24 protein-coding genes and 3 pseudogenes are annotated in these 21,852 nt (G+C 70.9%); 12 read left to right on the top strand and 15 right to left on the bottom strand.

Going from position 1 to position 21,852, the window contains the following annotated elements:
* Positions 1-48 precede the first annotated feature (48 nt).
* Positions 49-240, top strand: a complete 192-nt coding sequence (locus ACWGJB_RS19650; RefSeq protein WP_351737387.1) for a DUF397 domain-containing protein — start codon at positions 49-51, stop codon at positions 238-240.
* A 212-nt stretch (positions 241-452) separates the two neighbouring features.
* On the opposite strand, the pseudogene ACWGJB_RS19655 reads toward ACWGJB_RS19650, so the two are convergent.
* The 8 genes and pseudogenes from ACWGJB_RS19655 to ACWGJB_RS19690 all read right to left on the bottom strand — a co-directional run bounded on the left by ACWGJB_RS19655 (position 453) and on the right by ACWGJB_RS19690 (position 7,060).
* Positions 453-840, bottom strand: a pseudogene (locus tag ACWGJB_RS19655) (MerR family DNA-binding transcriptional regulator).
* Positions 841-986: 146 nt separating this feature from the next.
* Positions 987-1,493: a glutathione peroxidase gene (locus ACWGJB_RS19660; RefSeq protein ID WP_453381425.1), complete on the bottom strand. Its 507-nt coding sequence runs from the start codon at positions 1,491-1,493 to the stop codon at positions 987-989.
* A gap of 67 nt (positions 1,494-1,560) precedes the next feature.
* The gene (locus ACWGJB_RS19665; protein ID WP_453381426.1) at positions 1,561-2,496 is read right to left on the bottom strand and encodes a slipin family protein; all 936 of its coding nucleotides are present in this window, start codon (positions 2,494-2,496) and stop codon (positions 1,561-1,563) included.
* Between the two features lie 127 nt (positions 2,497-2,623).
* Positions 2,624-2,818 carry a hypothetical protein gene (locus ACWGJB_RS19670; RefSeq protein ID WP_453381427.1) on the bottom strand — a complete coding sequence of 65 codons (195 nt, stop codon included), beginning with the start codon at positions 2,816-2,818 and terminating at the stop codon, positions 2,624-2,626.
* A gap of 134 nt (positions 2,819-2,952) precedes the next feature.
* Complete coding sequence (locus tag ACWGJB_RS19675; RefSeq protein ID WP_453381428.1) at positions 2,953-4,149, bottom strand: SPFH domain-containing protein; 1,197 nt, start codon at positions 4,147-4,149, stop codon at positions 2,953-2,955.
* An 11-nt stretch (positions 4,150-4,160) separates the two neighbouring features.
* On the bottom strand, positions 4,161-4,409 hold the full coding sequence (locus ACWGJB_RS19680) for a hypothetical protein (RefSeq protein WP_453381429.1): 249 nt from the start codon (positions 4,407-4,409) through the stop codon (positions 4,161-4,163).
* Positions 4,410-5,257: 848 nt separating this feature from the next.
* The gene (locus tag ACWGJB_RS19685; RefSeq protein ID WP_453381430.1) at positions 5,258-6,304 is read right to left on the bottom strand and encodes a zinc-dependent alcohol dehydrogenase family protein; all 1,047 of its coding nucleotides are present in this window, start codon (positions 6,302-6,304) and stop codon (positions 5,258-5,260) included.
* Between the two features lie 177 nt (positions 6,305-6,481).
* On the bottom strand, positions 6,482-7,060 hold the full coding sequence (locus ACWGJB_RS19690) for a fasciclin domain-containing protein (protein WP_453381431.1): 579 nt from the start codon (positions 7,058-7,060) through the stop codon (positions 6,482-6,484).
* A 544-nt stretch (positions 7,061-7,604) separates the two neighbouring features.
* On the opposite strand from ACWGJB_RS19690, the gene ACWGJB_RS19695 reads away from it, so the two are divergent.
* Positions 7,605-8,477: a hypothetical protein gene (locus ACWGJB_RS19695; protein WP_453381432.1), complete on the top strand. Its 873-nt coding sequence runs from the start codon at positions 7,605-7,607 to the stop codon at positions 8,475-8,477.
* Between the two features lie 122 nt (positions 8,478-8,599).
* On the opposite strand, the gene ACWGJB_RS19700 is transcribed toward ACWGJB_RS19695, so the two are convergent.
* Positions 8,600-8,848 (bottom strand): thiamine pyrophosphate-dependent enzyme, encoded by a 249-nt coding sequence (locus ACWGJB_RS19700; protein WP_453381433.1) that lies wholly within the window; start codon positions 8,846-8,848, stop codon positions 8,600-8,602.
* Between the two features lie 64 nt (positions 8,849-8,912).
* Positions 8,913-9,164 (bottom strand): annotated as a pseudogene (locus tag ACWGJB_RS19705) (thiamine pyrophosphate-binding protein); the annotation flags it as partial.
* A gap of 195 nt (positions 9,165-9,359) precedes the next feature.
* On the opposite strand from ACWGJB_RS19705, the gene ACWGJB_RS19710 reads away from it, so the two are divergent.
* A complete protein-coding gene (locus ACWGJB_RS19710; protein ID WP_453381434.1) occupies positions 9,360-10,097 on the top strand; it encodes a flavodoxin family protein in 738 nt (245 codons plus the stop codon).
* Positions 10,098-10,151: 54 nt separating this feature from the next.
* Here ACWGJB_RS19710 and ACWGJB_RS19715 read toward each other — a convergent pair whose 3' ends face one another.
* Positions 10,152-10,595: a GtrA family protein gene (locus ACWGJB_RS19715; RefSeq protein WP_453381435.1), complete on the bottom strand. Its 444-nt coding sequence runs from the start codon at positions 10,593-10,595 to the stop codon at positions 10,152-10,154.
* Between the two features lie 335 nt (positions 10,596-10,930).
* Between ACWGJB_RS19715 and ACWGJB_RS19720 the strand changes: the two genes are divergently transcribed.
* Genes ACWGJB_RS19720 through ACWGJB_RS19730 form a run of 3 tightly spaced genes read left to right on the top strand, consistent with a single transcriptional unit; the run spans position 10,931 to position 13,457 of the window.
* Complete coding sequence (locus ACWGJB_RS19720) at positions 10,931-12,256, top strand: molybdopterin-dependent oxidoreductase (RefSeq protein WP_453381436.1); 1,326 nt, start codon at positions 10,931-10,933, stop codon at positions 12,254-12,256.
* 2 nt (positions 12,257-12,258) lie between these two features.
* Complete coding sequence (locus ACWGJB_RS19725; protein ID WP_453381651.1) at positions 12,259-12,762, top strand: hypothetical protein; 504 nt, start codon at positions 12,259-12,261, stop codon at positions 12,760-12,762.
* Positions 12,759-13,457 carry a class I SAM-dependent methyltransferase gene (locus ACWGJB_RS19730; protein ID WP_453381437.1) on the top strand — a complete coding sequence of 233 codons (699 nt, stop codon included), beginning with the start codon at positions 12,759-12,761 and terminating at the stop codon, positions 13,455-13,457. Before ACWGJB_RS19725 ends, ACWGJB_RS19730 begins: the two co-directional genes overlap by 4 nt.
* Before the next feature lie 126 nt (positions 13,458-13,583).
* On the opposite strand, the gene ACWGJB_RS19735 is transcribed toward ACWGJB_RS19730, so the two are convergent.
* The 4 genes from ACWGJB_RS19735 to ACWGJB_RS19750 all read right to left on the bottom strand — a co-directional run bounded on the left by ACWGJB_RS19735 (position 13,584) and on the right by ACWGJB_RS19750 (position 16,422).
* On the bottom strand, positions 13,584-14,075 hold the full coding sequence (locus ACWGJB_RS19735; RefSeq protein WP_453381438.1) for a hypothetical protein: 492 nt from the start codon (positions 14,073-14,075) through the stop codon (positions 13,584-13,586).
* 164 nt (positions 14,076-14,239) lie between these two features.
* Positions 14,240-15,049 (bottom strand): hypothetical protein, encoded by an 810-nt coding sequence (locus ACWGJB_RS19740; protein WP_453381439.1) that lies wholly within the window; start codon positions 15,047-15,049, stop codon positions 14,240-14,242.
* 77 nt (positions 15,050-15,126) lie between these two features.
* A complete protein-coding gene (locus tag ACWGJB_RS19745; protein ID WP_453381440.1) occupies positions 15,127-15,390 on the bottom strand; it encodes a hypothetical protein in 264 nt (87 codons plus the stop codon).
* 6 nt (positions 15,391-15,396) lie between these two features.
* Positions 15,397-16,422: a LacI family DNA-binding transcriptional regulator gene (locus tag ACWGJB_RS19750; RefSeq protein WP_453381441.1), complete on the bottom strand. Its 1,026-nt coding sequence runs from the start codon at positions 16,420-16,422 to the stop codon at positions 15,397-15,399.
* Positions 16,423-16,683: 261 nt separating this feature from the next.
* Here ACWGJB_RS19750 and ACWGJB_RS19755 point away from each other — a divergent pair.
* The 6 genes and pseudogenes from ACWGJB_RS19755 to mdlC form a co-directional block, all read left to right on the top strand.
* Positions 16,684-16,788: pseudogene (locus ACWGJB_RS19755) on the top strand (DUF2000 family protein); the annotation flags it as partial.
* 369 nt (positions 16,789-17,157) lie between these two features.
* The gene (locus ACWGJB_RS19760) at positions 17,158-17,367 is read left to right on the top strand and encodes a hypothetical protein (protein WP_453381652.1); all 210 of its coding nucleotides are present in this window, start codon (positions 17,158-17,160) and stop codon (positions 17,365-17,367) included.
* A gap of 248 nt (positions 17,368-17,615) precedes the next feature.
* The gene (locus tag ACWGJB_RS19765) at positions 17,616-18,584 is read left to right on the top strand and encodes an ABC transporter substrate-binding protein (protein ID WP_453381442.1); all 969 of its coding nucleotides are present in this window, start codon (positions 17,616-17,618) and stop codon (positions 18,582-18,584) included.
* Positions 18,581-19,381: an ABC transporter permease gene (locus ACWGJB_RS19770; protein ID WP_453381443.1), complete on the top strand. Its 801-nt coding sequence runs from the start codon at positions 18,581-18,583 to the stop codon at positions 19,379-19,381. Before ACWGJB_RS19765 ends, ACWGJB_RS19770 begins: the two co-directional genes overlap by 4 nt.
* On the top strand, positions 19,378-20,247 hold the full coding sequence (locus ACWGJB_RS19775; protein ID WP_453381444.1) for an ABC transporter permease: 870 nt from the start codon (positions 19,378-19,380) through the stop codon (positions 20,245-20,247). Before ACWGJB_RS19770 ends, ACWGJB_RS19775 begins: the two co-directional genes overlap by 4 nt.
* Positions 20,244-21,851 (top strand): benzoylformate decarboxylase, encoded by a 1,608-nt coding sequence (gene mdlC, locus ACWGJB_RS19780; RefSeq protein WP_453381445.1) that lies wholly within the window; start codon positions 20,244-20,246, stop codon positions 21,849-21,851. The genes ACWGJB_RS19775 and mdlC overlap by 4 nt, the downstream gene beginning before the upstream one ends.
* Position 21,852: the final 1 nt, after the last annotated feature.

Raw genomic sequence — 21,852 nt, forward strand, 5'->3', positions numbered from 1 at the left:
ACAGCAACACCACAGCAAGCACCACAGCAACTCGCTACAGGAGTGGACATGGCACTGCTTCAGGGCACCACGGAGACGTGGACGAAGTCCTCCTATTCCGCAGGGAACGGGGCGTGCGTCGAGGTCAAGTCGCCGACGACCGCTGGACTCGCCGTACGCGACTCCAAGGTCGAGGAGGGCCCGGTCCTCGCGTTCCCGACCGGCGCGTGGAACGCGTTCGTGGCTTCGGTCAAGGCGTAGGGCCTCGCTGACCTGTCGGCCACGCTCCCCACGACGACAACCACAACTGCACAAGCGTCACCTCAAGAGCCCTCTCGACTAGCTCGCCGTCCTTGCCGAGGGGGCTCGGCTTGTGCCCGCCCGACCGGTCGTCCCACCGGTCGTTCGACCAGTCGTTCCACCAGTCGTCCCACCGGTCGTTCGACCACTCGTGGCACCGGTCGTCGGACCGGTCACCGCGTCACCTGGCGGACGGGGAAGGCCACATCGCACACCGGGTCCTGTGGGCCCGCCGCGTCCCAGTCCGCGAAATAGACCTCCCGGCAGGGACCGTCGTACTCCAGACCCCCCTCTGCGCCGTTCTCCGGACCGCCCTGTCGGGTCACCCACCCCTCCACCGCCTCGAAGGCCGCCAGGATCTGCGGATGCGCCACCTGCGCCTTGCCGGTCCTTCTGCCCGGCCCGGTAGTACCGGTAGCCGGTCGTCTCGTCGACGTGCGCCGGGGCGAGCAGCCCCAGCCGGTCGTACAGGCGCAGGGCCTTCGCCGAGAGCCGGGACCGCGCCGCGAACGCGCCGATCGTGAGCAGTTCCTCGTCCTCCACGCCCACATCCTCCGTCACCGGGCACCCGTGGCCCGGCGCGACCGACGCTCGCCCTTGCCCCAGGGGGAAGGTCAAGCAGCGGGACAGCGGGACAGCAGGACCGGAACGCCGACGGCGGCCACGGGACACCGTCTCCCGTGACCGCCGACGCGAGGCTCGGAACGTCAGCCGATGGCCTTCTCCACCGCCGCCACGACCTCCGCCGACTCCGGCTCGGTCTGCGGCGCGAACCGGCCGACGACCTGGCCGTCCCGGCCGATCAGGAACTTCTCGAAGTTCCAGCGGATGTCACCGGTGTGCCCCTCGCCGTCGGCGAATGGGGTGAGACGGTCGTAGAGCGGGTGCCGGCCCTCCCCGTTGACCTCGACCTTCTCGGTCAGCGGGAAGGTCACGCCGTACGTCGCCGAGCAGAACTCGGCGATCTCCTCGGCGCTGCCGGGCTCCTGGCCCATGAACTGGTTGCAGGGCACTCCGAGCACGGTGAAGCCCTGCGCCGCGTACCGCTCCTGGAGCCGCTCCAGGCCGCTGTACTGCGGGGTCAGACCGCACTTGGAGGCCACGTTGACAATGAGCACGGCCTGACCGGCGTAGCTCTCCAGGTCGGCGGAACCGCCCTGGAGAGCACCGATCTCGATGTCGAGCACGGACCCGTTGTTCTCAGTAGTCGTCATGAGCGGATGCTAACTCCGCTAAGTGGCGGACCGGGTCCCGGCCCACTCGCCGTGACGCTGACGCCGGCTACTGCCGGTCGGCAGGAGCGGAAGATCCCGGCGACGGTTCCCGCGGAGCGGTGACCTCGGCCACCGGCCCGAACCTGTCGGCGACGGCGGCGATCTGCTCGATCCCGGCCTTGAGCGCGGCCTGCCCCTCCGGGGCCTCGAGCTCCCGCTCGTTCTTCTCGACCTCCTGGTCGAGCCGCTTGGTCGCGCGCTCGAAGTAGCGCAGCAACTCGACCGGGAAGGGCATCACCAGCGTGGAGTTCTTCTCGGCGGCGACCTCGACGACGGTCTGCAGCAGCCGCAGCTGCATCGCCTCGGGCGAGTCGGACATGATCTTGGAGGCGTTGGCGAGCTGCTGCGCGGCCTGGAACTCACCGTCCGCGGTGATGACCCGGGCCCGCCGCTCCCGCTCGGCCTCCGCCTGCCGGGACATGGACCGCTTCAGCGACTCCGGCAGCTGTACGTCCTTGATCTCGACGCGGTCGATGTGGATGCCCCACTCGGCGGCCGGGCTGTCGATCATCAGGGCGAGCCCCTCGTGCAGCCGCTCCCGGTCGGTGAGCAGGTCGTCGAGGTCGCTCTTGCCGATGATGGACCGCAGCGACGACTGGGCGACCTGCCCGACGGCGAAGACGTAGTCCTGCACCTCGATGGCGGCGCGGATCGGGTCGGTGACCCGGAAGTAGACGACGGCGTCGACCTTCACGGACACGTTGTCCTTGGTGATGCCCTCCTGGGTGGGCACCGGCATGGTGACCACCTGCACGTTCACCTTGCGCATCCGGTCGGCGAAGGGGACGAGGAAGGTGATCCCCGGGTGCCGGTACGCCGGCAGCGCCTTGCCCATCCGGAACACGACCCCGCGCTCGACCTGGTTGACCACCCGCATCCCGCTGCGCAGCACGAGCAGGGCCAGTACGAAGGCGATTACGACCCCTACGACGGCGCCGTCCATCGGCACTCACTCCATTCTCCGACGAGATCCCGACAAGGATCCGGTAAGGAAGAGGACACCGGCCGGGCTCCCCGGGATGCAGGGGCGGGCGTCAGGAGTGCGTAAAGAAAACGAGCGGGACCCGCGGTCACCTCGGCACGATGTCCACCGCGCGGTAGGGGTAGCCGGTCGCCGTCGCCGTCGCCGTCGCCGTCGCCGTCGCCGTCGCCGTCGCTGTCGCCGTGGCCGTCGCCCTCACGGCCCTCGCCGCCCGGTCCACCGTCTCGTCGGCCGACCCGACGGTCGCCGCGAGACGCTCGCGCCGCTCGCGGTGGCCGGCCACGGCCGGCGAGGCGAGCAGCGCCTCACGGTGATAGAGCCGATCGAGGCGGTCACGCAGAACGCCCGGCCGGGAGAACCCGGCCGGGCGCGCCTGCGCTGCCCTGCGTGAACCGCTCGCGTGCTGGCCGAGCGCCCCTAGTCGACGTCCACCGGACCGTCGTCCGACTTCCTCCCCTTGCTGGTAGGCAGCTGGAGCAGGGCGCTGCCGCTAGCGTTGCCCTCGCTCTTCTCGGGGCGGTGGCCGTCGGAGTCCTGGCCGCCCAGGTTCTGCCGGACCGAATCGAGGATCGTCAGGCCCTGGGACACCAGGCCGGCGGCGATCTCGCCGAGGCCGTCCGCGCCGTTGAGGACGTTCACGTTGGCGCCGGCGAGGCCGCCGGCGGCCTCCTTGACGATCTGCGGGAGCTGGTCGATCAGCATCCGGTCGAGCGCGACCCGGTCGTACGACGCCGCCGCCTGGGCCTGGATCGTCATCCGCTCCGCCTCGGCGGCCGCGAGGATCCTGACCCGCTCGGCCTCGGCCTCGGCGGGCTTCACGACCTCGGCGACCAGCTGCTGCTGGCGCAGCTTGGCCTGGCGCAGGGCCAGCTCCGTCTGGGCGGCGAGCACCTCCTGCTGGGCGTGCGCCTGCGCCAGCGGCCCGGCCTGCGCGGCCTGCGCCTGGGCGCGGTCCACCTCGGCCGAGTACTCGGCCCTGACGATCGCGGTCTGCCGGGCGTACTCGGCCTGGTTGCGGGCCGCCACCTGCTCCGCCTCGACCGAGGCCTGGGTGGCCTGCGCCTGGGCGATCTGCGCCTGCCGCTGGATGGCCGCCTTGTGCGGGGCCGACATCGCGTCGATGTAGCCGACGTCGCCGTCGTCGATCGACTGGATCTGCAGCGAGTCGACGATCAGGCCGATCTTCGCCATCTCCGTCTTCGACGTGTCCAGGACCTCAGCGGCGAGCTTCTGCCGCTCGGTGACGATCTCCTCGACCGTCATCGAACCGATGATGGCCCGCAGGTGGCCGGCGAAGATCCGGCCGGTGAGCACGGACATCTGCTCCTGGTCGGAGAGGAACCGCTGGCCGGCGTTGATGATGCTTTCATTGTCGTTGCCGACCTTGAAGGCGATGACCGCGCGCACGTGCAACGCGATGCCCTGCTTGGTCACACAGGTCTCGGTGACCTCGGACTCACACATGGACAGGGTGAGGAACCGGACCTTCCGGAAGACCGGCAGCACGAACTTGCCGTGCCCCGTCACCACTCGGAACGGCGCGCCCCCCAGTCCCCGCCTGCCCCCCGAGATCAACATCGCCTCGTCGGGAGCGGGTACGCGGTATCCGAACATGCTTGTACTCCTCAGCCGGCCTCGGCACTGTCGCCGAGCGCGTCCAATGGATCCACCCACTCGATGACGCCGACTTCGCGGCATCCACGTGATTCGATCACGAGCACCGTGGCGCCCACCGGCAGGGGATCCTCCGACCAGGCGAGGAAGGTCTCGGAGCCGCCTCGGACCCGTACCAGGACTTCGCCGGGGCCGGCGGAACCACGGGTTCCGATGAGTACCAGTCCCGTGCAGCCGATCACGGCGTCGTCCTGCGGCATCACCGGCCGCCCTCCTCGTCCTGGCCCATGATTCCGACGATAGACCCACCAGGCTCAGCACCCAACGGCCAGGCGGCACCTCCTGTCGGCCGGCCGGTCCGGCACCCCCCTCCGGGCCACCGATCGGCGCCCCCCGGCCCTGCACCCCCTGCGGCTCACCGGCCCCGCACTCCCTGCGGCCCACCGGTCCCGCACTCCCTGCGGCTCACCGGTCCCGCGCCCCCTCCAGGGCTGCCTACGCGGATCCCGCCCGCCCCGCCGAGACGACAGTCGGGCACCGGCTCTCCGGCCGCCGTCGAGCCGATCGCTGCCGCTCGTGGCCGTCGGCCTCTGTGGCGTCGGCGCCGTCAACCCGGCGGCTCCTGAACGCTCCTCGACCGGTACGCTTCCGTCCGGAGGCGGGAATGGCCAATGCGGTGGTTTTCGGCGTTGCCGGTGTCATCTGCCTTGCTATTGGGGGATGGTTCGTTCGGCGGCAACGCCGCAGGCATGCCGGCACCCTCGTGGGGTGGGGCGGACTTGCCCTCGGGCTGGGGCAGTTGATACGTGCAGTGGCCTCCTTGGCCGGGGACCGCCAGCCGCTCGGCCTCATCCTCGTCGGCTGTTTCGCCGTACTCAGCGTGGTCGGCTACACCCTGGTGGCGCGTGGCCCGGACACGTTCCGGAACGGTCGTGGCGGCCGGAGGCGCGGGAAGCGCCGGAAGCTGCCTCCGATCCGCCCATGACGGGTCGCGGCACCGACAGGCCGGACAGCCGCTCACGGCGCGCTCCTGTTGCTCGACACCGACACCGACACTGACACCGGCATCGGCACCGGCGCTAGACCGGGCCGCGTCTCAGCTGTTGTCTCAGCCCCGGCCGTCGTCGAAGACGAAGAGCGGTTTCGCGCCGTGTGCGGGTGCTTCGGCGAACTCGATGGCCTCAGCGAAGCGTTCGAGCGGGAAGGGCCGCCCTTGGGGAATGGCCAGCACTCCGTCGGCGACGAGACCGCGAACCTCGGACAGCGCGCGCAGCGCCTCCGCAGGTGAAGCGGTGCCGAACCAGCGGTTCAGCCAGAAGCCACGGACCGCTTTGGTCTCGTAGATGACCGAGCGTGCCTGCAGCGGGATCGTCAGCGCCGCCGGGTCGGTCTGGCGATGCGTGGAGAGCGCGCCGTAGACCACGACCTCGCCTCCCGGAGCCAGCGCCTGGGACACCTGGGCGCCCACAGGGCCCGCGACACAGTCGGTGGCCTTGCGCACGCCGGCCGGTCCTGCGATCTCCTCCACACGCCGCAACAGGTCCTCGTCCTCGGTGCAGATGACCTCGTCACCGCCGAGCGCCTTGATCTCCTCGACGGCGGCGCGCCGCCGCACCACGTTGATCGTGGGAATCCCCAGATGCCTGGCCAGCTGGATGACGAGCCGGCCGACGGTGGATCCCGCTGCCGTCTGCAACAGCCATTCACCCGGCTGTACGTCGAGTTCGCGGGTGACCAGGAGCAGCGCGGTCAAGGGGTTGACGGCGAGTTGACAGGCGCTGGAGTCGCTCAGACTGTCGGGGACCGGCAGGAGCCGGTGCTTGTCGGCGACAAGGTATTCCTGCCAGGTACCGGCCACCGGCGGCCCGGGCACCGCCGGGACGGCGACGGCCACCACGCGCTCGCCGACCGTCAGTTCCTCGGTGTCCGGACCCAGGGCCTCGATACGGCCCACGCATTCCATGTGCCCGCCGACAGCGGGAAACCCGGGGGAGAAACCGTAGCGGCCACGCAGCACGTGCAGATCACTGGCGTGCACCGGAGTCGCCTTCACCCGGATCAGCGCCTGACCTGCCTCCGGCGTGGGAACGGGCCGGGATTCCAGCCGCAGGACATCGGCCGGTTCGCCGACCCTTCCGGCTACGAGCGCGCGCATGGATTGCGCCATGGGGGACCTCGTCTCTCAGCGCCCGACGAACTCGGCAGGCGTCCTGGACAGGAGGAACGCGGACCGCTCGCCGCGGCACACTGACCCGGGTGCGCTGTCAGTCGTCATCGATCACCTCGATGGACTGCCTCGACTCCGACAGCCGCCGGGCACGGGGGCCATGAGTCAGGACGGGGGCTTGAGGACTGTGTCAATGATGTAGATGGTGGCGTTCGCGGTCTTGATGTTGCCGCAGACGATGTTCGCCTTGCCGTTGACCTTGAAGTCGGTGCCCGAGCCCGATGTGGTCAGTTTGCCGCCTTCCAGCGTCGTGAAGGAGCCCTTGGCGAGTTCGTCCGGGGTGATCTGCTGGTCCACGACGTGGTAAGTCAGCACCTTCTTCAGCTGCCCCTCGTTGCCGAGCAGCGAGGCAAGCTGCTCCACGGTCACCTGCTGGAAAGCCTGGTCGTTGGGAGCGAAGATGGTGACGTCGGGTTTTCCGTCGAGGGTGTCGCTCAGCTTTGCCCTGACCGCGGCCGAGACCAGATGGCTGAGCTGCGGATATGCGGCCGCGGCCTCAACGACCTTGTCCTTGGCGGTGTTGGCCTTCTGAGCGAGTGCCGAACAGCCCGGACCGAAGGTCCCCGACGGGCTGGGAGACGCATCCTGCGCGTGACTCTGCGACGCCAGACCTCCAAGCGCGAGCGGGATGGCGACCACGACTGCCGCGGTGGCCTTTGCCGTACGCATGCGGGTGAACCTCATCGCAACCTTCCTCCCATGGAGGCATGAACACTGCAGAGGTTTGACTGCGGAAGCCTTCGTGTCCGGTGGGCTGGGTGCGGCCGCCGCGCCCGGCCCCGGGCCGACGTCACCCGACCACTCAGCGAGCGTATCCAGCGGGTGCGAGTGACCGCATCTCGAAACGGGTCGCCCCGGGGCCGGCGGCGGCCAGGAGCCCCGGGGCCCGCCGTGTCGGGACCGGTGCGAGCCTGGCCCGCGCCTCGTATCGCGCCACGTGCGCCCCGGACTTACGGTGGCGGTGTCGCTCTCGGGGCGCCCGACGGCGGCTCGTGGCGGATCCGGCGGCGTTCGTCGCCGTTCCGACGGAGCCGGAGGGGACGCTGCCGATCGCGGAGGGCCGGGACGGAACATGATCCACAAGAACAGGTACGCCTCTGTGGACGGGCTGGACGGGCTGGACGGGCCGCCGCCCCCGGCAGCCGGCGCACGGCAGGGACACGGCGGCAAGTCTCCGCCACCGCCGACCGCGGACGCCCCAGGGCACGGATGACACCACGGAACGGCCATGAGCACACGTCGGTCCGACCGGCACGAAGAGGGCGCGGGACCGTTCACCACGCGGCTCACGTGGGCTCTCCCCGGGGGCGGTACGGCGGTCTGGGAGTCGCGGGCCGCGCGTAGGCGCGGAACGTTGACTGTGCGCGCCGAAGGGACTGCCGAGGAACACCCGCGCACCGCGGACCCGGTGTCACTCGTACGGCTGCGCAGGCTGAACACCGTCGCGGCCGTCTCCTTCTGCATCGGCGGGCTTCTGTTCGCTCTGGGCGCCGGCCTCTCCCAGTTCGGTTCCGGCAGCGCCACGACGAGTGCCTCGGTCTACTTCACCGGGGGCCTGTTCTTCACCGCCGGCGGCTACGCGTCGTTGCTGCAGGCGATCAACACGCCGCGCCGGGCCGACCACGGGGCTCTGCTGACCAGCGACTGGAGATGGTGGAGCTACGAGCCCCAGCGCATCGACTGGCTGAGCACCTTCGTCCTGTTCGCCGGAACGCTCGTCTTCGGTATCAACCTCCTCGACTCCTTCCTGCACGGGCTCAGCGTCCGGCAGACCAACCGGCTGATCTGGGCCCCGGACCTGATCGGTTGCGCCCTCTTCCTCGTCTCCGGTCACCTCGCCTTCGGCGAGATCTGCCATGGATGGCCATGGCCGTGGCCCTGTCTGCGGGCGCGGAGCCTCGGCTGGTGGATCGTCGCGATCAACCAGTTCGGCTCATGGCTCTTCCTGGTCTCCGCCCTGGCCGCGTTCACCCGCCCGGCGACCGGCAGCGAACTCAACACCACCATCGCCAACTGGGGGACCCTCGTCGGGGCGCTGTGTTTCACGGCCGGCGGACTCTTCCAGTACTTCGAGCGCCCGAAGCCGGCCGAGCCGGCATGACCGGCCCGTGCTCCTCCCTGCCTGAGGACGGAGACGGATCGGCATGAGGCCGATACCCCGCCGGGCAGACGCCCCCCCGTACGCCTCCGCCCGGCTCGTCACCTCTTTCCCGCCCCTGTGCGTCAGAAGGGGCCGTGGAGACTGCCGAGTCTGTCGGTCAGACGCAGGTTCTCGGAGTAGTCGACGGGGCACGCGATCACGGAGACCGTGTCGTCGTCGAGGGCGCGGCGCAGTACGGGCAGCAGCTGGTCGGCGGCTTCGATCGCGTAGCCGCGTGCGCCGAAGCTCCCGGCGTAGGCGACCAGGTCGATGATCTGGTGCGACTCCTTGTGGATACGGCGCAGGGAGCCCTGGGCGGCCAGGGCCACCATCGGCGCTGTTGGTCATGGCGTCCGCGGTACCCAGCAGCAGATTGATCGCGCCGGTCCCCGGCGTGGCCGAGCACACCCCGGCCCGGCCGGTCAGCCGCCCGTAGATCTCCGCCATGAACGAGGCGGCCTGCTCGTGGCGCACCAGGACGTACCGGATCCCGGATCCGTTCAGCGCGTCGACGAACCGGATGTTCTCCTCACCGGGGATTCCGAAGACGTACTCCACGCCCTCGGCCCGCAGACAGCGCACCAACAGGTGCGCGACGTCCTCCACCGCTGCCGTGGTCCGCGCGTCGGCCGATCCTTCGGCACCCATGAGACGAACGTAGGCACGCTCGGCCGGCCCCGGCCACTCATCAGCCGTCGGCCGAGGCGGCCGTACGGGTACCGATGTCCCGAGCCCGCCCGGGCCGTTCGGATGAGTTGTGTGGCGGCTGACAGGGGCGGGCCGCAGGCTGGACACGGAAACGCCGCCGCGCGCCGCGTGGCGCAAGGGCTCTGGGAGGGCCGTGTGACCGCTTCGTCGCCCGCCACCGACGCACCGCCGGCCCGGTACGACGACCTTCGTGCGCTGGTGATCAACTGCACCCTCAAGCGCTCGCCGGAGACGAGCAACACCCAGGGGCTGATCGACCGGTGCACCGCCATCCTGGACGCGCAGGGAGTGCACGTGGATGTCGTACGGGCGGTCGACCACGACATCGCCACCGGTGTGTGGCCCGACATGACGGAGCACGGCTGGGAGACGGACGCCTGGCCGGACCTGTACCAGCAGGTCATGGAGGCCGACATCCTCGTGCTGGCCGGCCCCATCTGGCTGGGTGACAACAGCTCGGTGATGAAGCAGGTGATCGAACGCCTCTACGCCTGCTCCAGCCTGCTCAACGAAGCCGGCCAGTACTCCTATTACGGCCGTGTCGGCGGCTGCCTGATCACCGGCAACGAGGACGGCGTCAAGCACTGCGCCATGAACGTCCTCTACAGCCTTCAGCACCTGGGCTACACCATCCCGCCCCAGGCGGACGCCGGATGGATCGGCGAGGCGGGCCCCGGCCCCTCGTACCTCGATCCCGGCTCGGGCGGCCCGGAGAACGACTTCACCAACCGCAACACCGCCTTCATGACCTGGAACCTGCTGCATCTGGCCCGGGCGTTGAAGGATCTGGGCGGCATCCCGGCCTACGGCAACCAGCGCACCGCCTGGGACGCCGGCTGCCGCCGCGACTTCGAGAACCCCGAGCACCGCTAGCGATTCACGCGTTCGGTCTCCTGGCGGTGTGCCGGGCACGTCCAGGTGAGGGACTCAGCGGAGGTGGCCTCCGAAGACGACCAGACGCAGCACGGTGAAGCGCGCCACCGTCACCAGGGCGAAGCTCGGTACCAGCACCAGGGTCTCGCCTGCGGGTGAGGCGGTGGGCCGGTAGTGGCGGAAGAGCAGAACCGCTCCGGACGTGACCAGGTACGCCAGGACGAACAGGACGCCTGCCGCCAGGTGCGCCTGGGCGGCACGGACCGGCGAGCCGCGGAAGGTCAGCCGCCGGTTCGCCTCGGTGTTGAGGACGGTGACGACGGCGAGGGAGGCCAGATCGGCCACGAGCGGAGGCGACCAGTGGCGCAGCACCCAGTACAGCAGGGCCTGACCCGCGGTGGAGACGACGCCGATCACGGCGAACCAGCCGACCTGCCTGGTCAGGGCGGCGCGGCCGGGCCGGTCGGAGGCGCTGTGCCCTGCGCTGAGGCGTCGCACCTGCCCATCATGAGCCGGGGCACGGAGACCTGGGGGACCCCTTTGAGCAGTTGTTCGACCGTTCGGGCGGTGACAGACACCCGCTTGCACCTCAGGCCCGGACAGCCGACCCGGCCTGTGTCAGCTTGTGAGTGTCCCGTTCGTCAGGCACAGGCCGCGGCATGGGATCGCCCCGTCGTGGGGGGCCGCTCGGCGACCGGAGGAGACGGCCGATGACAAGTGGCGGACAGCCGTCGGGGCCCGCTCCATCCGGGAGGCCGCGACGTCGGGGATCGGACGGAGAGCGCACGCGGGCGTGGCGTGAGCGCGTGGGGGCTGCCTTGGGGGCTGCTCCGGTGGCTGCTCTGGGAGCTGCGACCGCGCGTGCCCGGGCGGCGGCGCGGCGCGTCGGCCGGACGCCCCCGCCCCCTGGCCCGTTCCGTCCCGGGTTCTGGCGCAGTCCGATCCGCGGGCCCTGGCTGACCTCGGTGTTCGGCCTGGTGCTGCTGATCGGCATTCCGCTGCTGTTCATCACCGGCCTGCTCTCCTACGCCGCCTACAACCCCGGGCTGAGTCCCCTCAACGACGAGACCCCGGACAAGGGCGTCCTGGGCTTCTACCTCTTCAGCTGGCCCACCCACCCGTACTGGCTCTACCGGCTGCTCCAGGGCGTGCACGTGACGCTGGGCGTGGTCCTCGTACCGGTGCTGCTGGCCAAGTTGTGGTCGGTGATCCCGAAGCTGTTCGAGTGGCTGCCGGTACGCTCCGTCGCCCACGGCCTGGAGCGGCTGTCCTTGCTGATGCTGGTCGGCGGCGTCATCTTCGAGTTCGTCACCGGAATCCTCAACATCCAGCTGTACTACGTCTTCCCGGGCTCGTTCTACCGCCTGCACTTCTACGGCGCCTGGGTGTTCATCGCCGCCTTCGTCGTCCACGTGTGCCTCAGACTCGGCCGGATGACCCGTGCCCTGCGCTCCCGCAGCCTGGGCGCCGAACTGCGCACCGACCTCGCCCACACCCTGCCCGAACCACCCGACCCCGACGGCCTGGTGGCAGCCGCTCCCGCCCCGCCGACGATGACGCGCCGCGGAGCGGTGGGCATGGTGGGAGCGGGATCGCTGCTCCTGCTCGTCGTGACGGCCGGTCAGAGCATCGGCGGGTGGCTGCGCGAAACCGCTCTCCTCGCACCGCACAACCGTGATCCGGGCAGCGGCCCCAGCGGCTTCCAGATCAACAAGACGGCGGCGGCCGTCGGCGTCACGCCCGCGCTCGTCGGACCGGACTGGCGACTGGAGATCCACGGACGCGGAGAACCACTGGTCTTCACCCGCGAGCAGCTCCTGGCGATGCCCCGGCATGCGGCCGCACTGCCGATCGCCTGCGTGGAGGGATGGTCCACCGACGACCAGCACTGGAACGGCCTGCGGCTGGCCGACCTCGCCGCCCTGGCAGGCATGTCCGGTACCGGAAGCGTCCTGGTCGAATCCATCCAGCCCCCAGGCCCCTTCACCAGGGTGGTGCTGCGGGGCAATCAGATCCGCGACCCCCGGGCACTGCTCGCCCTCCGCGTCAACGGCGCGGACCTCTCACTCGACCACGGCTACCCGGCCCGCATCATCGTCCCGGCCAACCCCGGCGTGAACAACACCAAGTGGGTCCACCGGCTCACCTTCAGGGCGTGACCATGGCACGATTCGTCCGCTGGTACGGCTCCGGCCCCCTGCACCTGCTCGTCCTCATCGCCTCGTTCGCCCTCACCGGCTACGCCATGGTGCGGCTGTTCGCCGTACAGCCGCTGGAGGTGGCGATCTGGTTCGTCGGCGCGGCGATCCTCCACGACCTGATCCTGCTGCCCCTGTACTCGCTGGCGGACCTGTCGGCCCTCTCCGTACTACGCCATCGCGCCACCACCGGACCGACGGTCCCGTGGATCAACCACGTGCGCGTCCCCACCTTCCTGTCCGGTCTGCTCCTGCTGGTCTGGTTCCCCCTCGTCTTCCGGCTGGCGGTCCCCTACCCCGGTGACACCGGGTTGTCCTACGACGTCTACCTCGGCCGATGGCTGGCGATCACCGGCGTGCTCTTCGTCGCCTCCGCGGTGGCCTTCGCGCTCAGGCTCCGCCGCGTCCGGCGGGCCGGCCGCGGCAACGGGAGCAGGCCCGCCACAGGTCATGGCGCCACACCGTGACGACCGACGAGGACGAGCTGTACGGCGCCGGCGAGGATCCCTACGCGCTGGCCCTGCGACCCGGCCCCGGACCGGTTTATCTGCGGCTGGTGGACGGGCGCCGCATCCGGATGCCGGTCCACCGCTGGCACGCGCAGCCCACAGCGGCCGACAGGACCGTGCTGGAACGCTGCGCCGGCCCCGTCCTCGACATCGGCTGCGGCCCGGGCCGCATGTGCAGAGCACTCCTGAGCCGGGGAGTCTTCGCCCTGGGAGTCGACATCGCGCCTCGCGCGGTCGCCCTGACCACCGCCCTGGGCGGGCTCGCACTGTGCCGGTCGGTCTTCGACCGGCTGCCGGCCGAGACGGGCTGGCAGACGGTTCTGCTCATCGACGGCAACATCGGCATCGGAGGCGACCCTCGCGGCCTGCTGCACCGCTGTCGTGGGCTCATCGCGCCGACCGGGCGCCTCGTCATCGAGGTCGACCCCCACGACGTCGACGAGCTCTGCACCGCCCGGTTCGAGGACTTCCAGGGCCACAGCGGACCACCCTTCCCCTGGGCGCGGCTCGGACGACGCGCGCTGCACAGGGTTGCCGAGGACCTTGCCCTCAGCGTCACCGACCAGTGGACGAGCGGGCACCGGTGCTTTGCCACCCTGGCTCACCGGAGATCAGCCTCGGACCGTCCTGCATCGCCCGCGTCGGCCGGCTGATCCGCCATGGATGCGGCCTGCCGGGGACGCATACCGGCTGATCGGTTCCTTCGGACACCGTCACGGGCCTGGCGTCGACGGCGCCGGCCGCCGGTCCCGCGCCGGGCCGCGGGACCGGTGGCCCGATCACTTCTGGATCACAGCGCTGTCCAGGGCGATGTTGTGCCCGCCGCTGGCGGGGTTGATGTCGGGTGCGACGGTGACCACGACGGTGTGGGGTCCGGCCGGCAGCTGCGGACTGGTCCACACGCTCGACGAAGCCGCTCGCCCGGACGCGTAGTCGTCCACCGTCACGGGGACCGAGCCGTCGACGCTGACGTACATGCGCCCCTGGTCGGTGTCGCGGACGGCCCGCAGGGTCACCTGCCGGCCCGTGAAGTGCAGCAGCGCCGTCGAGCCGGGAACGTAACTCCAGTTGGCGGTGGCGTCGTACATGTCGCTCACGCCGTTGGTCTGCCCCCAGTTCGTTCCGTACCGGAAGTAGTCCGATCCGCTGCCCGTCACGGCGGCGTCGACGGTCGTGCTGCCCTGGCCGGCAGGGACGACGGTGATGAGGAAGGCATCCTGGTCGGCCGTTCCGGCGAGCGACAGGTGCACGCTGTCGGTTCCGGCCGGCACGGTCTGGCTGCTGACGGTGACGGGCTGCTCCAGCGGCGCCTGGTCGGGAATGCGCTGGACGGTGACGGTGAGGCCGCTGCCGCCGGACAGCGCCGGGCTGGTCAGGCCGTTGACGGTGAGAAGCGCATGGTCTGGGCGTCGGCGACGGGCGTGCCGCTGAAGTGTCAGTTGACGACGTCGGGAACGGTACCGGCGGCTTTGGTGTGGTCGAGGAAGGGGGAGACGTTGCCCGGGCTGAAGTCCCACAGGGAGGGGCCCACGATCACCGCCTGCGGGGCGGCGGCCCGCAGTTCGCGTACCGCGGTGTCCCACATCTGGTAGTACTGCGCGGTGTTGAAGCCGGGCGGGAAGAACGCGCCGGCGGGCTCGTTCCAGATGTCGTAGCGGACCTTGACCCCGGAGGCGGCGACATCGGCGGCCAGGCGGCGCAGGAAGGTCACCCAGTTGCCGCAGTCGCCGCCGGTGCAGGGATAGACGGTGGCGGCGGGCTGGGTGCTGTCGGCACCCCAGATGTCACTGACGAGCAGGTCGTAGGTGCCGTCGTAGGGCGGTGTGGTGAGCCTGCGGGCCTGGGCGAGCGCGGAGTTCAGGCGGCGGGTGTAGCCGCTGCCGGGGGAGTAGTTGTCGCCGACCCATCCGCCGCCGTCGAGACGGGCGCCGCCCCCACGCGCCGAGCGTGGGGCGAGCGGGGCCAGCAGGCTGTCGTCAGGGCCGCTCCCGTCCTCGCTCAGCCCGTACAGAAAGCCGCTGCCGACACCGGTGGCAGTGCCCTGGGTGGTGGCCAGGTCGACGGTGACGGCCTGTCCGTCGGCGTGAGCCGGTGCGGTCGCGGCCAGTTGGCCGCCGGTGACGAGCAGGGCGAGCGAGGCGAGCAGTGCGGCGAGTCTGCCGCGGCGGCGGATGCCGGTGCTGTCGGCTGGGCGCGGTCCGGCTGGGCGCGGTCCGGGCGGTGGGGAGTGCAGCACGTGTGACATCGAGTGTCCCTTTCTTTGTCCGCAGCCCGGTGGGCTGGGGCGGCTCCAGGGGACGGCCGGCTGGGCGGCGGCCTGCTTCAGCGGGCGAACGCGGTGGCGAGCGGGGATCCGTGCCGGACGAAGACCGGGATGCGGTCGAGCGGTGCGTCGGCGGGGACCGTCCGGCCGCCCGGGTGGAGGTGGTGGCCGGCCGTGTCGATCCAGTCCGCGCCCGCGGGCAGGTAGACCTGGCGGTGGCGCTCGCCGAGCCGGGTGACGGGGGCGACGAGCAGGTCGGGGCCGCACAGGAACTGGTCCTCGACCGTCCAGGCGGTGGGCTCGGCGGCTCGGCCTCGGGACACGAGGCTTCAGCGCGGGTGCACGCCGCCGGGGCCGGGCGCGGGCCCCAGGGTGCCGCGTTCGACCAGGTCGGGCCGGAGCAGCACGTGATCGAAAGACGTGGCCGCGCTGGTCACCGCCTTGTGCAGCGCCTCGACGGCCCGGCGCCCCATCTCGGCGGTGGGAACGTCGGCGGCGGTGACCTGAGGACTGAGACCGCACGCATTGTCCTGAGAGGTGACGGCCACCAGCGAGAAGTCCTCGGGCAGGCGCAGACCGGCCTGCCGAAGGCCCCGCAGGACGCCCGCCAGTGACCGTTCGTTGATCGTCACCAAGGCGGTGAGAGTGGGATCTTCTGCCAGCAGTGCCCGTGCGCACTCCTGTCCGGCGGACTGCTCGTCCTCACAGCACACCGCCCGTCCCCGCAGCCCGAGCTCGACCACGGTCTTCTCGAAGGCGTCCAGCGCGCGGTACGCAGGACCGTACTCACGGTCCAGGAGCGCCTGCGGGCGGTTCACCAGGGCGATCCTGCGATGCCCGAGCTCCGCCAGCCGCTCCACGGCCGTGGTCACCAGCCCGGCATAGTCCAGATCCACCCACCCGTGTTCGGCGTCGCTGCCGGTACGGCCGATGGTGACGCACGGCATCGACTGCTCCAGCAGCCGCACCACCCGGGCATCGTGCAGCACGGTCTCCATCACCATCACGCCGTCCACCCGGCGCTCGCCGAGCATGCGGTCGAAAGCCTCCTCGCGACCACTGGGCGACAGCAGGACGTCGTAGTCGTGATCGGCCGCGGCCTCGGCGACGGAACCGACGAAGTGCAACTGATCGATGCTGAGATGGCCTCCCATCGGAGGGATCACCAGACCGAAGGCTCTTGTGGAGCCCTGAGCCAGCGCGCGTGCGGTGGCACTCGGCCGGTATCCCGACTCCTTGATGACCCGCTCAACCCGAGCCCTGACCTCTTCCGACACCGGACGCTTGCCGCTCAGCACGTAGGACACGGTGCTACGTGACACCCCGGCTCGTTTGGCGATTTCGCCGATGTTCACTGCTCACCTCTCAGACCGACAGGGGCCTGCGGTACCGGGTCGAACCGGTTCGCGAACCGGTTCGATGGCGATTACAAGCCCGCAGGATCGCCGACGTCAAGGGCTCTGCAGCACTTTCGGCAAGCAGGCGCCATCAAGTGGGAGCCAGGACCCGCCAGTTGAGGAGAGGGGGGCCGGATACCGGCCTGAGTGCTAGACAAGGCACGGCCGTGGCACGCTCACTGGCTTGAGCTTCGAGGCGGCCTCAGCAGTTCCGTATATCGCGCCGCCGTCCCGGCCGTGCCGACGCAGGAGCTGGACCTGATGGGGCCGGTGGTGCACGGGCCGTGGAACGCGGTGGACAAGGCGCTGAGGGGTGCGCGGATGCAAACGTCACTCAATCTGCACAGCGAATGTGCAACTGCGGCACGGTTGCGTTCTGTTGGTACGGAGTTGTCCTGGCCGGAGCTGCCGTGGCAATAGCTGTCGGCTTCCTGTGCGGGGCTACATGTAGAGAAGCTGCCCTCAATTCGTGTGCATGCGTGCATGGATGAGGGGCCGACTGATTCAACTGCCCCGCCGGGGGCAGCGACCGACTGGATGCCGGGCACGCTCCGTGATTTGATCCTTCGCGCCGCCGGGATCGCGCCAAGGCGTCCGGAAACGGATGGCGCGCGCCTGCGGTCGCGGCCCACGTTCTATCCCCAGCATGGCCGCTCCCCCTTGTGGAACATCCATATGAAGGGCAGTTTCATCATGAACTCCGCTCCCCAGGTTCAGACCCTCGAAATCTCTGACGCCGAGCTCGACACCGTCTCCGGCGGCCTCGGCCCGCAGATCGGCATCGCCGCCGGCCCCACGACGATCAGCAGCTCGGACCTCGTGGCTCAGGTCGGCGCGCTCAAGGACGAGGTCCTGGACACCGTCGGCCAGTACCGCCAGGTCGGCGTCACCCTCTCCTTCTGATCGTCGGATCGCGGGACTCCCTGTCGCGGGATCGCTGATACCGGCGGCCTGACCGCCGACCGGCGTCTGCAGCGACCAGCCCCCTACCCGCGTATTCGCCGGTGGGGGGCTTGATCGTCAGGCGTTCCCGCGGTACGCCCCTGCCCGGCTTGCGCAGCTCTCCGGCGCTCGATTCGTATTTCTGCAAAGCCCCCGAAACCTGCCCCGGATCTGTAGAGATCATGACAAATTCGGGTAGTCATGCCGACATGCCTTTACGTCGATCACGTTCGGGAACCAAACGGCTCGCCGCGCTCGTCGCCGCCGCGGCGCTGATCCTGGTGGGCTGTGACAGCGGCCGCACACCGCACTCGGCTGACGGCCGGCAGGAACTGACCGTGGCGGCACTGCCGCTCACCGACTCCGCCGCCCTCTATCTGGCCCGGGACCGCGGGCTGTTCGCCAAGGAGGGCCTGGACGTACGCATCCAGCCCGTGCAGCAGAGCATCCAGGCGCTGCCCGCGCTGCTCAAGGGCCAGGTGGACGTCATTGCGAGCGCGAACTACGTCACCTACTTCCAGGCGTACGAGAAGGGCACCCTGGACCTGCGCATTCTCGCCGAGGGCGTGCGGACCGCCCCGCACATGATGGACGTCCTCGTGCCCAAGGACTCCGCCCTGAAGTCGCCCGCGGACCTCGCCGGCAAGAAGGTCGCCGTCGCCGTCCTGAACAACATCCAGTCCCTGACCCTGAACGCGATCCTCGACGCCCGGCACGCCGGGCGACCCGTCTACCGGCAGATCCTGTTCCCGCAGATGGGCCCCGCTCTGCAGCGGGGCCAGGTGGACGCCGTACACGCGGTCGAGCCCTTCGACACGGCCATCCAGGGCGAGCTGGGCGCGAGGGTGCTGCTCGACGGCGGTTCGGGACCGGCGAGGGGCCTGCCCGCCAGCGGGTACGTCACCACGGCCGACTTCGTGAAGAAGAACCCGAAGGCGGCAGCGGGCTTCCGGCGTGCCGTCGAGGCGGCGTCCAAGCTGGCCGCCGAGGATCCGTCGTCGGTGCGCACCGAACTGCCCAAGTACGCCAAGGTGACCGCGGACCAGGCCGCGTCGATCCACCTGCCGGCCTATCCGGTGACCGCCGATCCGTCCGCCCTGCGCCGGCTCATCCGGCTCATGCGCGCCCAGGGCGTGCTGACGAAGGACATCGACCCGGCACCCCTGCTGGTGAAATGACACGGCGTCAGGAACTCCTGCTGGGCCTGCTCGGCGCGGCGGCGGCCTTCGGGATCTGTGAGGCGGTGGCCCGGGCCGGGATCGTCCGGCGCAGCTATCTGCCGCCCGCATCCGAAGTCCTTGCCCGCGCCGCACGGTTGGCAGGTGACCCGGCCTTTCGCGACGGGATCGGGGTGACCCTGCGGGCGTGGGCACTCGGCCTCGGGCTCGCCTGTGCGCTCGCCGTGCCGCTGGGACTGCTGCTCGGCGCGGTGCCGGTGGTGGAGGCCGCCGCACGTGCCGTGATCGAGTTCCTGCGACCCCTGCCGTCCGTCGCGCTGATCCCGCTGGTGTCACTGCTGCTCGGGTCGGGCACGCAGACGGAGGTGACGCTGATCGCGTACGCCTCGCTGTGGCCGGTGCTGTTCAACACCGTCTACGGCCTCGGCGAGACCGACCCGCTGGCCAGGGACACCCTGCGCGCCTTCGGGTTCGGCCGGCTCGCGGTGCTGCTGCGGGTGGAGCTGCCGGCCACCGCCCCGTTCATCGCCGCCGGCGTACGGATCTCGGCCGCGGTCGCCCTGATCCTCGCCGTCGCGACGGAGATCCTCTCCGGCTTCGGCCAGGGCCTCGGCATCTTCATCGCCCAGGCCCAGAACGAGACGGACGGCACCCGGGACGTGCTGGCCGGGGTGGTGTGGGCGGGCGGCCTCGGACTGGTGATCAACGGCGTACTGGTCGGCGCCGAGCGGCGGTTGTTCGCCTGGGGGCAGGAACCCCGCCCGGCGGCAGGGAAGTCGGAACGGGGCCGCCCATGAGGCGGACGCGGAAGCTGACGCAGACGCAGGGCGACGAACGGCCCGGATCCGCACCCGGCTCACCTCGCACCACCGCCGTGCCCTTCCTGCTGCGCTGGTCGGTGTTCCTCGGCGCCGTCCTCTGCTGGGAGCTGGCCGCCCGCGCGCAGCACAGCGTGTACTTCCCGCCGCCGCTGCGGATCGCCCGGCACGCCCGCGACCTGTGGTTCTCGGGCCCTGTCGGCCATCTGTTCCTCACCTCGGGCGCCGTCGGCACCATCCTGCCGAGCCTGGGCCGGATGGCGGCCGGGTTCGCGCTCGCCGCCGTCGCCGGGATCGCCCTGGGGATCGCGGTGGGCCGCTCACGCCGGGCGTACGCGCTGTGCAACCCGGTCCTCCAGTTCGCGCGGGCCGTACCGCCGCCCGCGCTGGTGCCGGTGTTCGTCGTCGTCTTCGATGTCGGTACGCCCATGCAGGTGGCGTCGATCGTGTTCAGCGCCGTATGGCCGGTGCTGGTCAACTCGGCCGAGGGCGCCCGTGCCACCGATCCGCTGCGGCTCGAGGTGGCGGCCGTGCTGCGGCTGACGGCACCCGAGCGGCTGTGGTACCTGATCCTGCCCTCGGCGCTGCCCCGGATCTTCGCGGGGCTCCGGCTCAGCCTGTCGCTGTGCCTGATCCTGATGGTGTTCTCGGAGCTGCTGCCGGGCAGTGACGACGGCATCGGGTTCCTGCTCACCGACGCCCAGACCCGCTCCGACCTGCTCACGGTGTGGTCGGTGCTGCTGCTGCTCGGCGCACTCGGGTATCTCCTCAACACCGGACTGCTGGCGGTCGAGAAACGGCTCGTCGGCCCGGTTTCGTCCGCATCCGCAAGGAGGACAGCATGACCACGCCCACGGTGCGGGAGGCGGTCGTACGATTCCTGCGCGACACCGGCATGACCACGGTCTTCGGCAATCCGGGCTCCACGGAACTGCGGATGTTCCGCGACTGGCCGGACGACTTCACCTATGTGCTGGGTCTGCAGGAGTCCGTCGCCGTCGGCATGGCGGCCGGGCACGCGCTCGGCACCCGGCGGGCCGCGTTCGTCAGCCTGCACTCGGCCGGCGGGGTGGGGCACGCGCTCGGCGCGGTCTTCAACGCCTTCCGCGACCGGGTGCCGCTGGTGATCGTGGCGGGCCAGCAGGCGCGTTCGCTGATCCAGCTGCGGCCGTTCCTCGGCGCCGACGAACCGGCCCTGTTCCCGCGCCCGTACGTGAAGTCCGCGCGCCAGCCGGAGCGGGCCGAGGACGTGCCGGCCGTGCTCGCCGAGGCGTACCGGATCGCGATGGCGCCGCCACGCGGCCCGGTGTTCGTGTCCGTGCCCGAGGACGACTGGGACCGGCCCGCCGAGCCCGTCACGCCTCGTACGGTGCGGTCGGCCTTCATGGCCGACCCGGACGCCCTGGCCGCGCTCGCCGCCCGGCTGGAGACCTGCGCGCGCCCGGCGCTCGTGGTCGGCCCGGGCGTGGACGACGAGGACGCGCTGGAACACGTGCGGGCGCTGGCCGAGCGGATCCGGGCCGGGGTGTGGATCAGCCCGCTCTCCGGCCGCTCCGGCTTCCCGGAGTCGCACCCGCTGTTCCAGGGCTTCCTGCCGCCGGTCGCCCGCCAACTGTCCGCGCGTCTCGCGCCGTACGACGTGGTGGTCGCCCTCGGCGCACCGGTGTTCACCTATCACGTGGCGGACGGCGGTCCGCCGCTCGCGCCCGGTACCGAGCTGTTCCATCTGGACTGCGACCCCGGACAGGCCGCCTGGCTGCCCACCGGCACCAGCCTCGTCACCACCCTGCGGCCGGCCCTGGAACGGCTCACCGGGCTGCTGAAGGAACCCGACCGCGCCCCGCCGCCGCCCCGGCCGGCACCCGTCCCGGCCCGCGCCGAGGGGCACATCACCCCGGAGCTGCTCTTCGATCTGCTGCGCGCCCGGCTGCCGCGCGACCGGGTCCTCGTCGAGGAGGCACCGAGCCACCGTGACGCGCTCCACGCGCGCGTGCCCGTCGAACCGAGCGGCGGCTTCCTCACCACGGGCAGCGGGGCGCTCGGCTGGGGCCTGCCCCTCGCGGTGGGCCGGGCCCTCGCCGACCGGCGCCGCGTGGTGTGCGTGGTCGGGGACGGCTCGGCGATGTACTCGGTGCAGGCCCTGTGGACCGCGGTCCGCCACACGGCACCGGTCACCTACGTCCTTCTGGACAACGGCGGTTACGCGGCCGTCCGCGCGCTGGGCCGCCGGATCGGCATCGCGCCCGTCCCCGGCACGGACATCACGGGCATCGACTTCGCGGCCCTCGCGGAGTCCTTCGGCTGCCCCGCGGCCCGCGCCGAGCACCCCGAGGAACTGCCGGCCGCGCTGGACCACGCCCTGGGGCGGGGCGACGACGCCGGCCCCTTCCTGCTGCACGTCACGGTGACCGGCAGCGCGGGCACCCTGTACGAGCCCTGGGCCGGGTGAG

Source organism: Streptomyces sp. NPDC054813, from assembly GCF_053611365.1.

Bases quoted from the DNA above. Each gene is read 5' to 3' on its own strand.
- ACWGJB_RS19650 (WP_351737387.1), top strand. From the start codon at position 49: ATGGCACTGCTTCAGGGCACCACGGAGACGTGGACGAAGTCCTCCTAT.
- ACWGJB_RS19660 (WP_453381425.1), bottom strand. From the start codon at position 1,493: ATGACGACTACTGAGAACAACGGGTCCGTGCTCGACATCGAGATCGGT.
- ACWGJB_RS19665 (WP_453381426.1), bottom strand. From the start codon at position 2,496: ATGGACGGCGCCGTCGTAGGGGTCGTAATCGCCTTCGTACTGGCCCTG.
- ACWGJB_RS19675 (WP_453381428.1), bottom strand. From the start codon at position 4,149: ATGTTCGGATACCGCGTACCCGCTCCCGACGAGGCGATGTTGATCTCG.
- ACWGJB_RS19680 (WP_453381429.1), bottom strand. From the start codon at position 4,409: ATGCCGCAGGACGACGCCGTGATCGGCTGCACGGGACTGGTACTCATC.
- ACWGJB_RS19685 (WP_453381430.1), bottom strand. From the start codon at position 6,304: ATGCGCGCGCTCGTAGCCGGAAGGGTCGGCGAACCGGCCGATGTCCTG.
- ACWGJB_RS19690 (WP_453381431.1), bottom strand. From the start codon at position 7,060: ATGAGGTTCACCCGCATGCGTACGGCAAAGGCCACCGCGGCAGTCGTG.
- ACWGJB_RS19695 (WP_453381432.1), top strand. From the start codon at position 7,605: ATGAGCACACGTCGGTCCGACCGGCACGAAGAGGGCGCGGGACCGTTC.
- ACWGJB_RS19700 (WP_453381433.1), bottom strand. From the start codon at position 8,848: ATGGTGGCCCTGGCCGCCCAGGGCTCCCTGCGCCGTATCCACAAGGAG.
- ACWGJB_RS19725 (WP_453381651.1), top strand. From the start codon at position 12,259: ATGGCACGATTCGTCCGCTGGTACGGCTCCGGCCCCCTGCACCTGCTC.
- ACWGJB_RS19740 (WP_453381439.1), bottom strand. From the start codon at position 15,049: ATGTCACACGTGCTGCACTCCCCACCGCCCGGACCGCGCCCAGCCGGA.
- ACWGJB_RS19760 (WP_453381652.1), top strand. From the start codon at position 17,158: ATGAACTCCGCTCCCCAGGTTCAGACCCTCGAAATCTCTGACGCCGAG.
- ACWGJB_RS19765 (WP_453381442.1), top strand. From the start codon at position 17,616: ATGCCTTTACGTCGATCACGTTCGGGAACCAAACGGCTCGCCGCGCTC.
- ACWGJB_RS19770 (WP_453381443.1), top strand. From the start codon at position 18,581: ATGACACGGCGTCAGGAACTCCTGCTGGGCCTGCTCGGCGCGGCGGCG.
- ACWGJB_RS19775 (WP_453381444.1), top strand. From the start codon at position 19,378: ATGAGGCGGACGCGGAAGCTGACGCAGACGCAGGGCGACGAACGGCCC.
- mdlC (WP_453381445.1), top strand. From the start codon at position 20,244: ATGACCACGCCCACGGTGCGGGAGGCGGTCGTACGATTCCTGCGCGAC.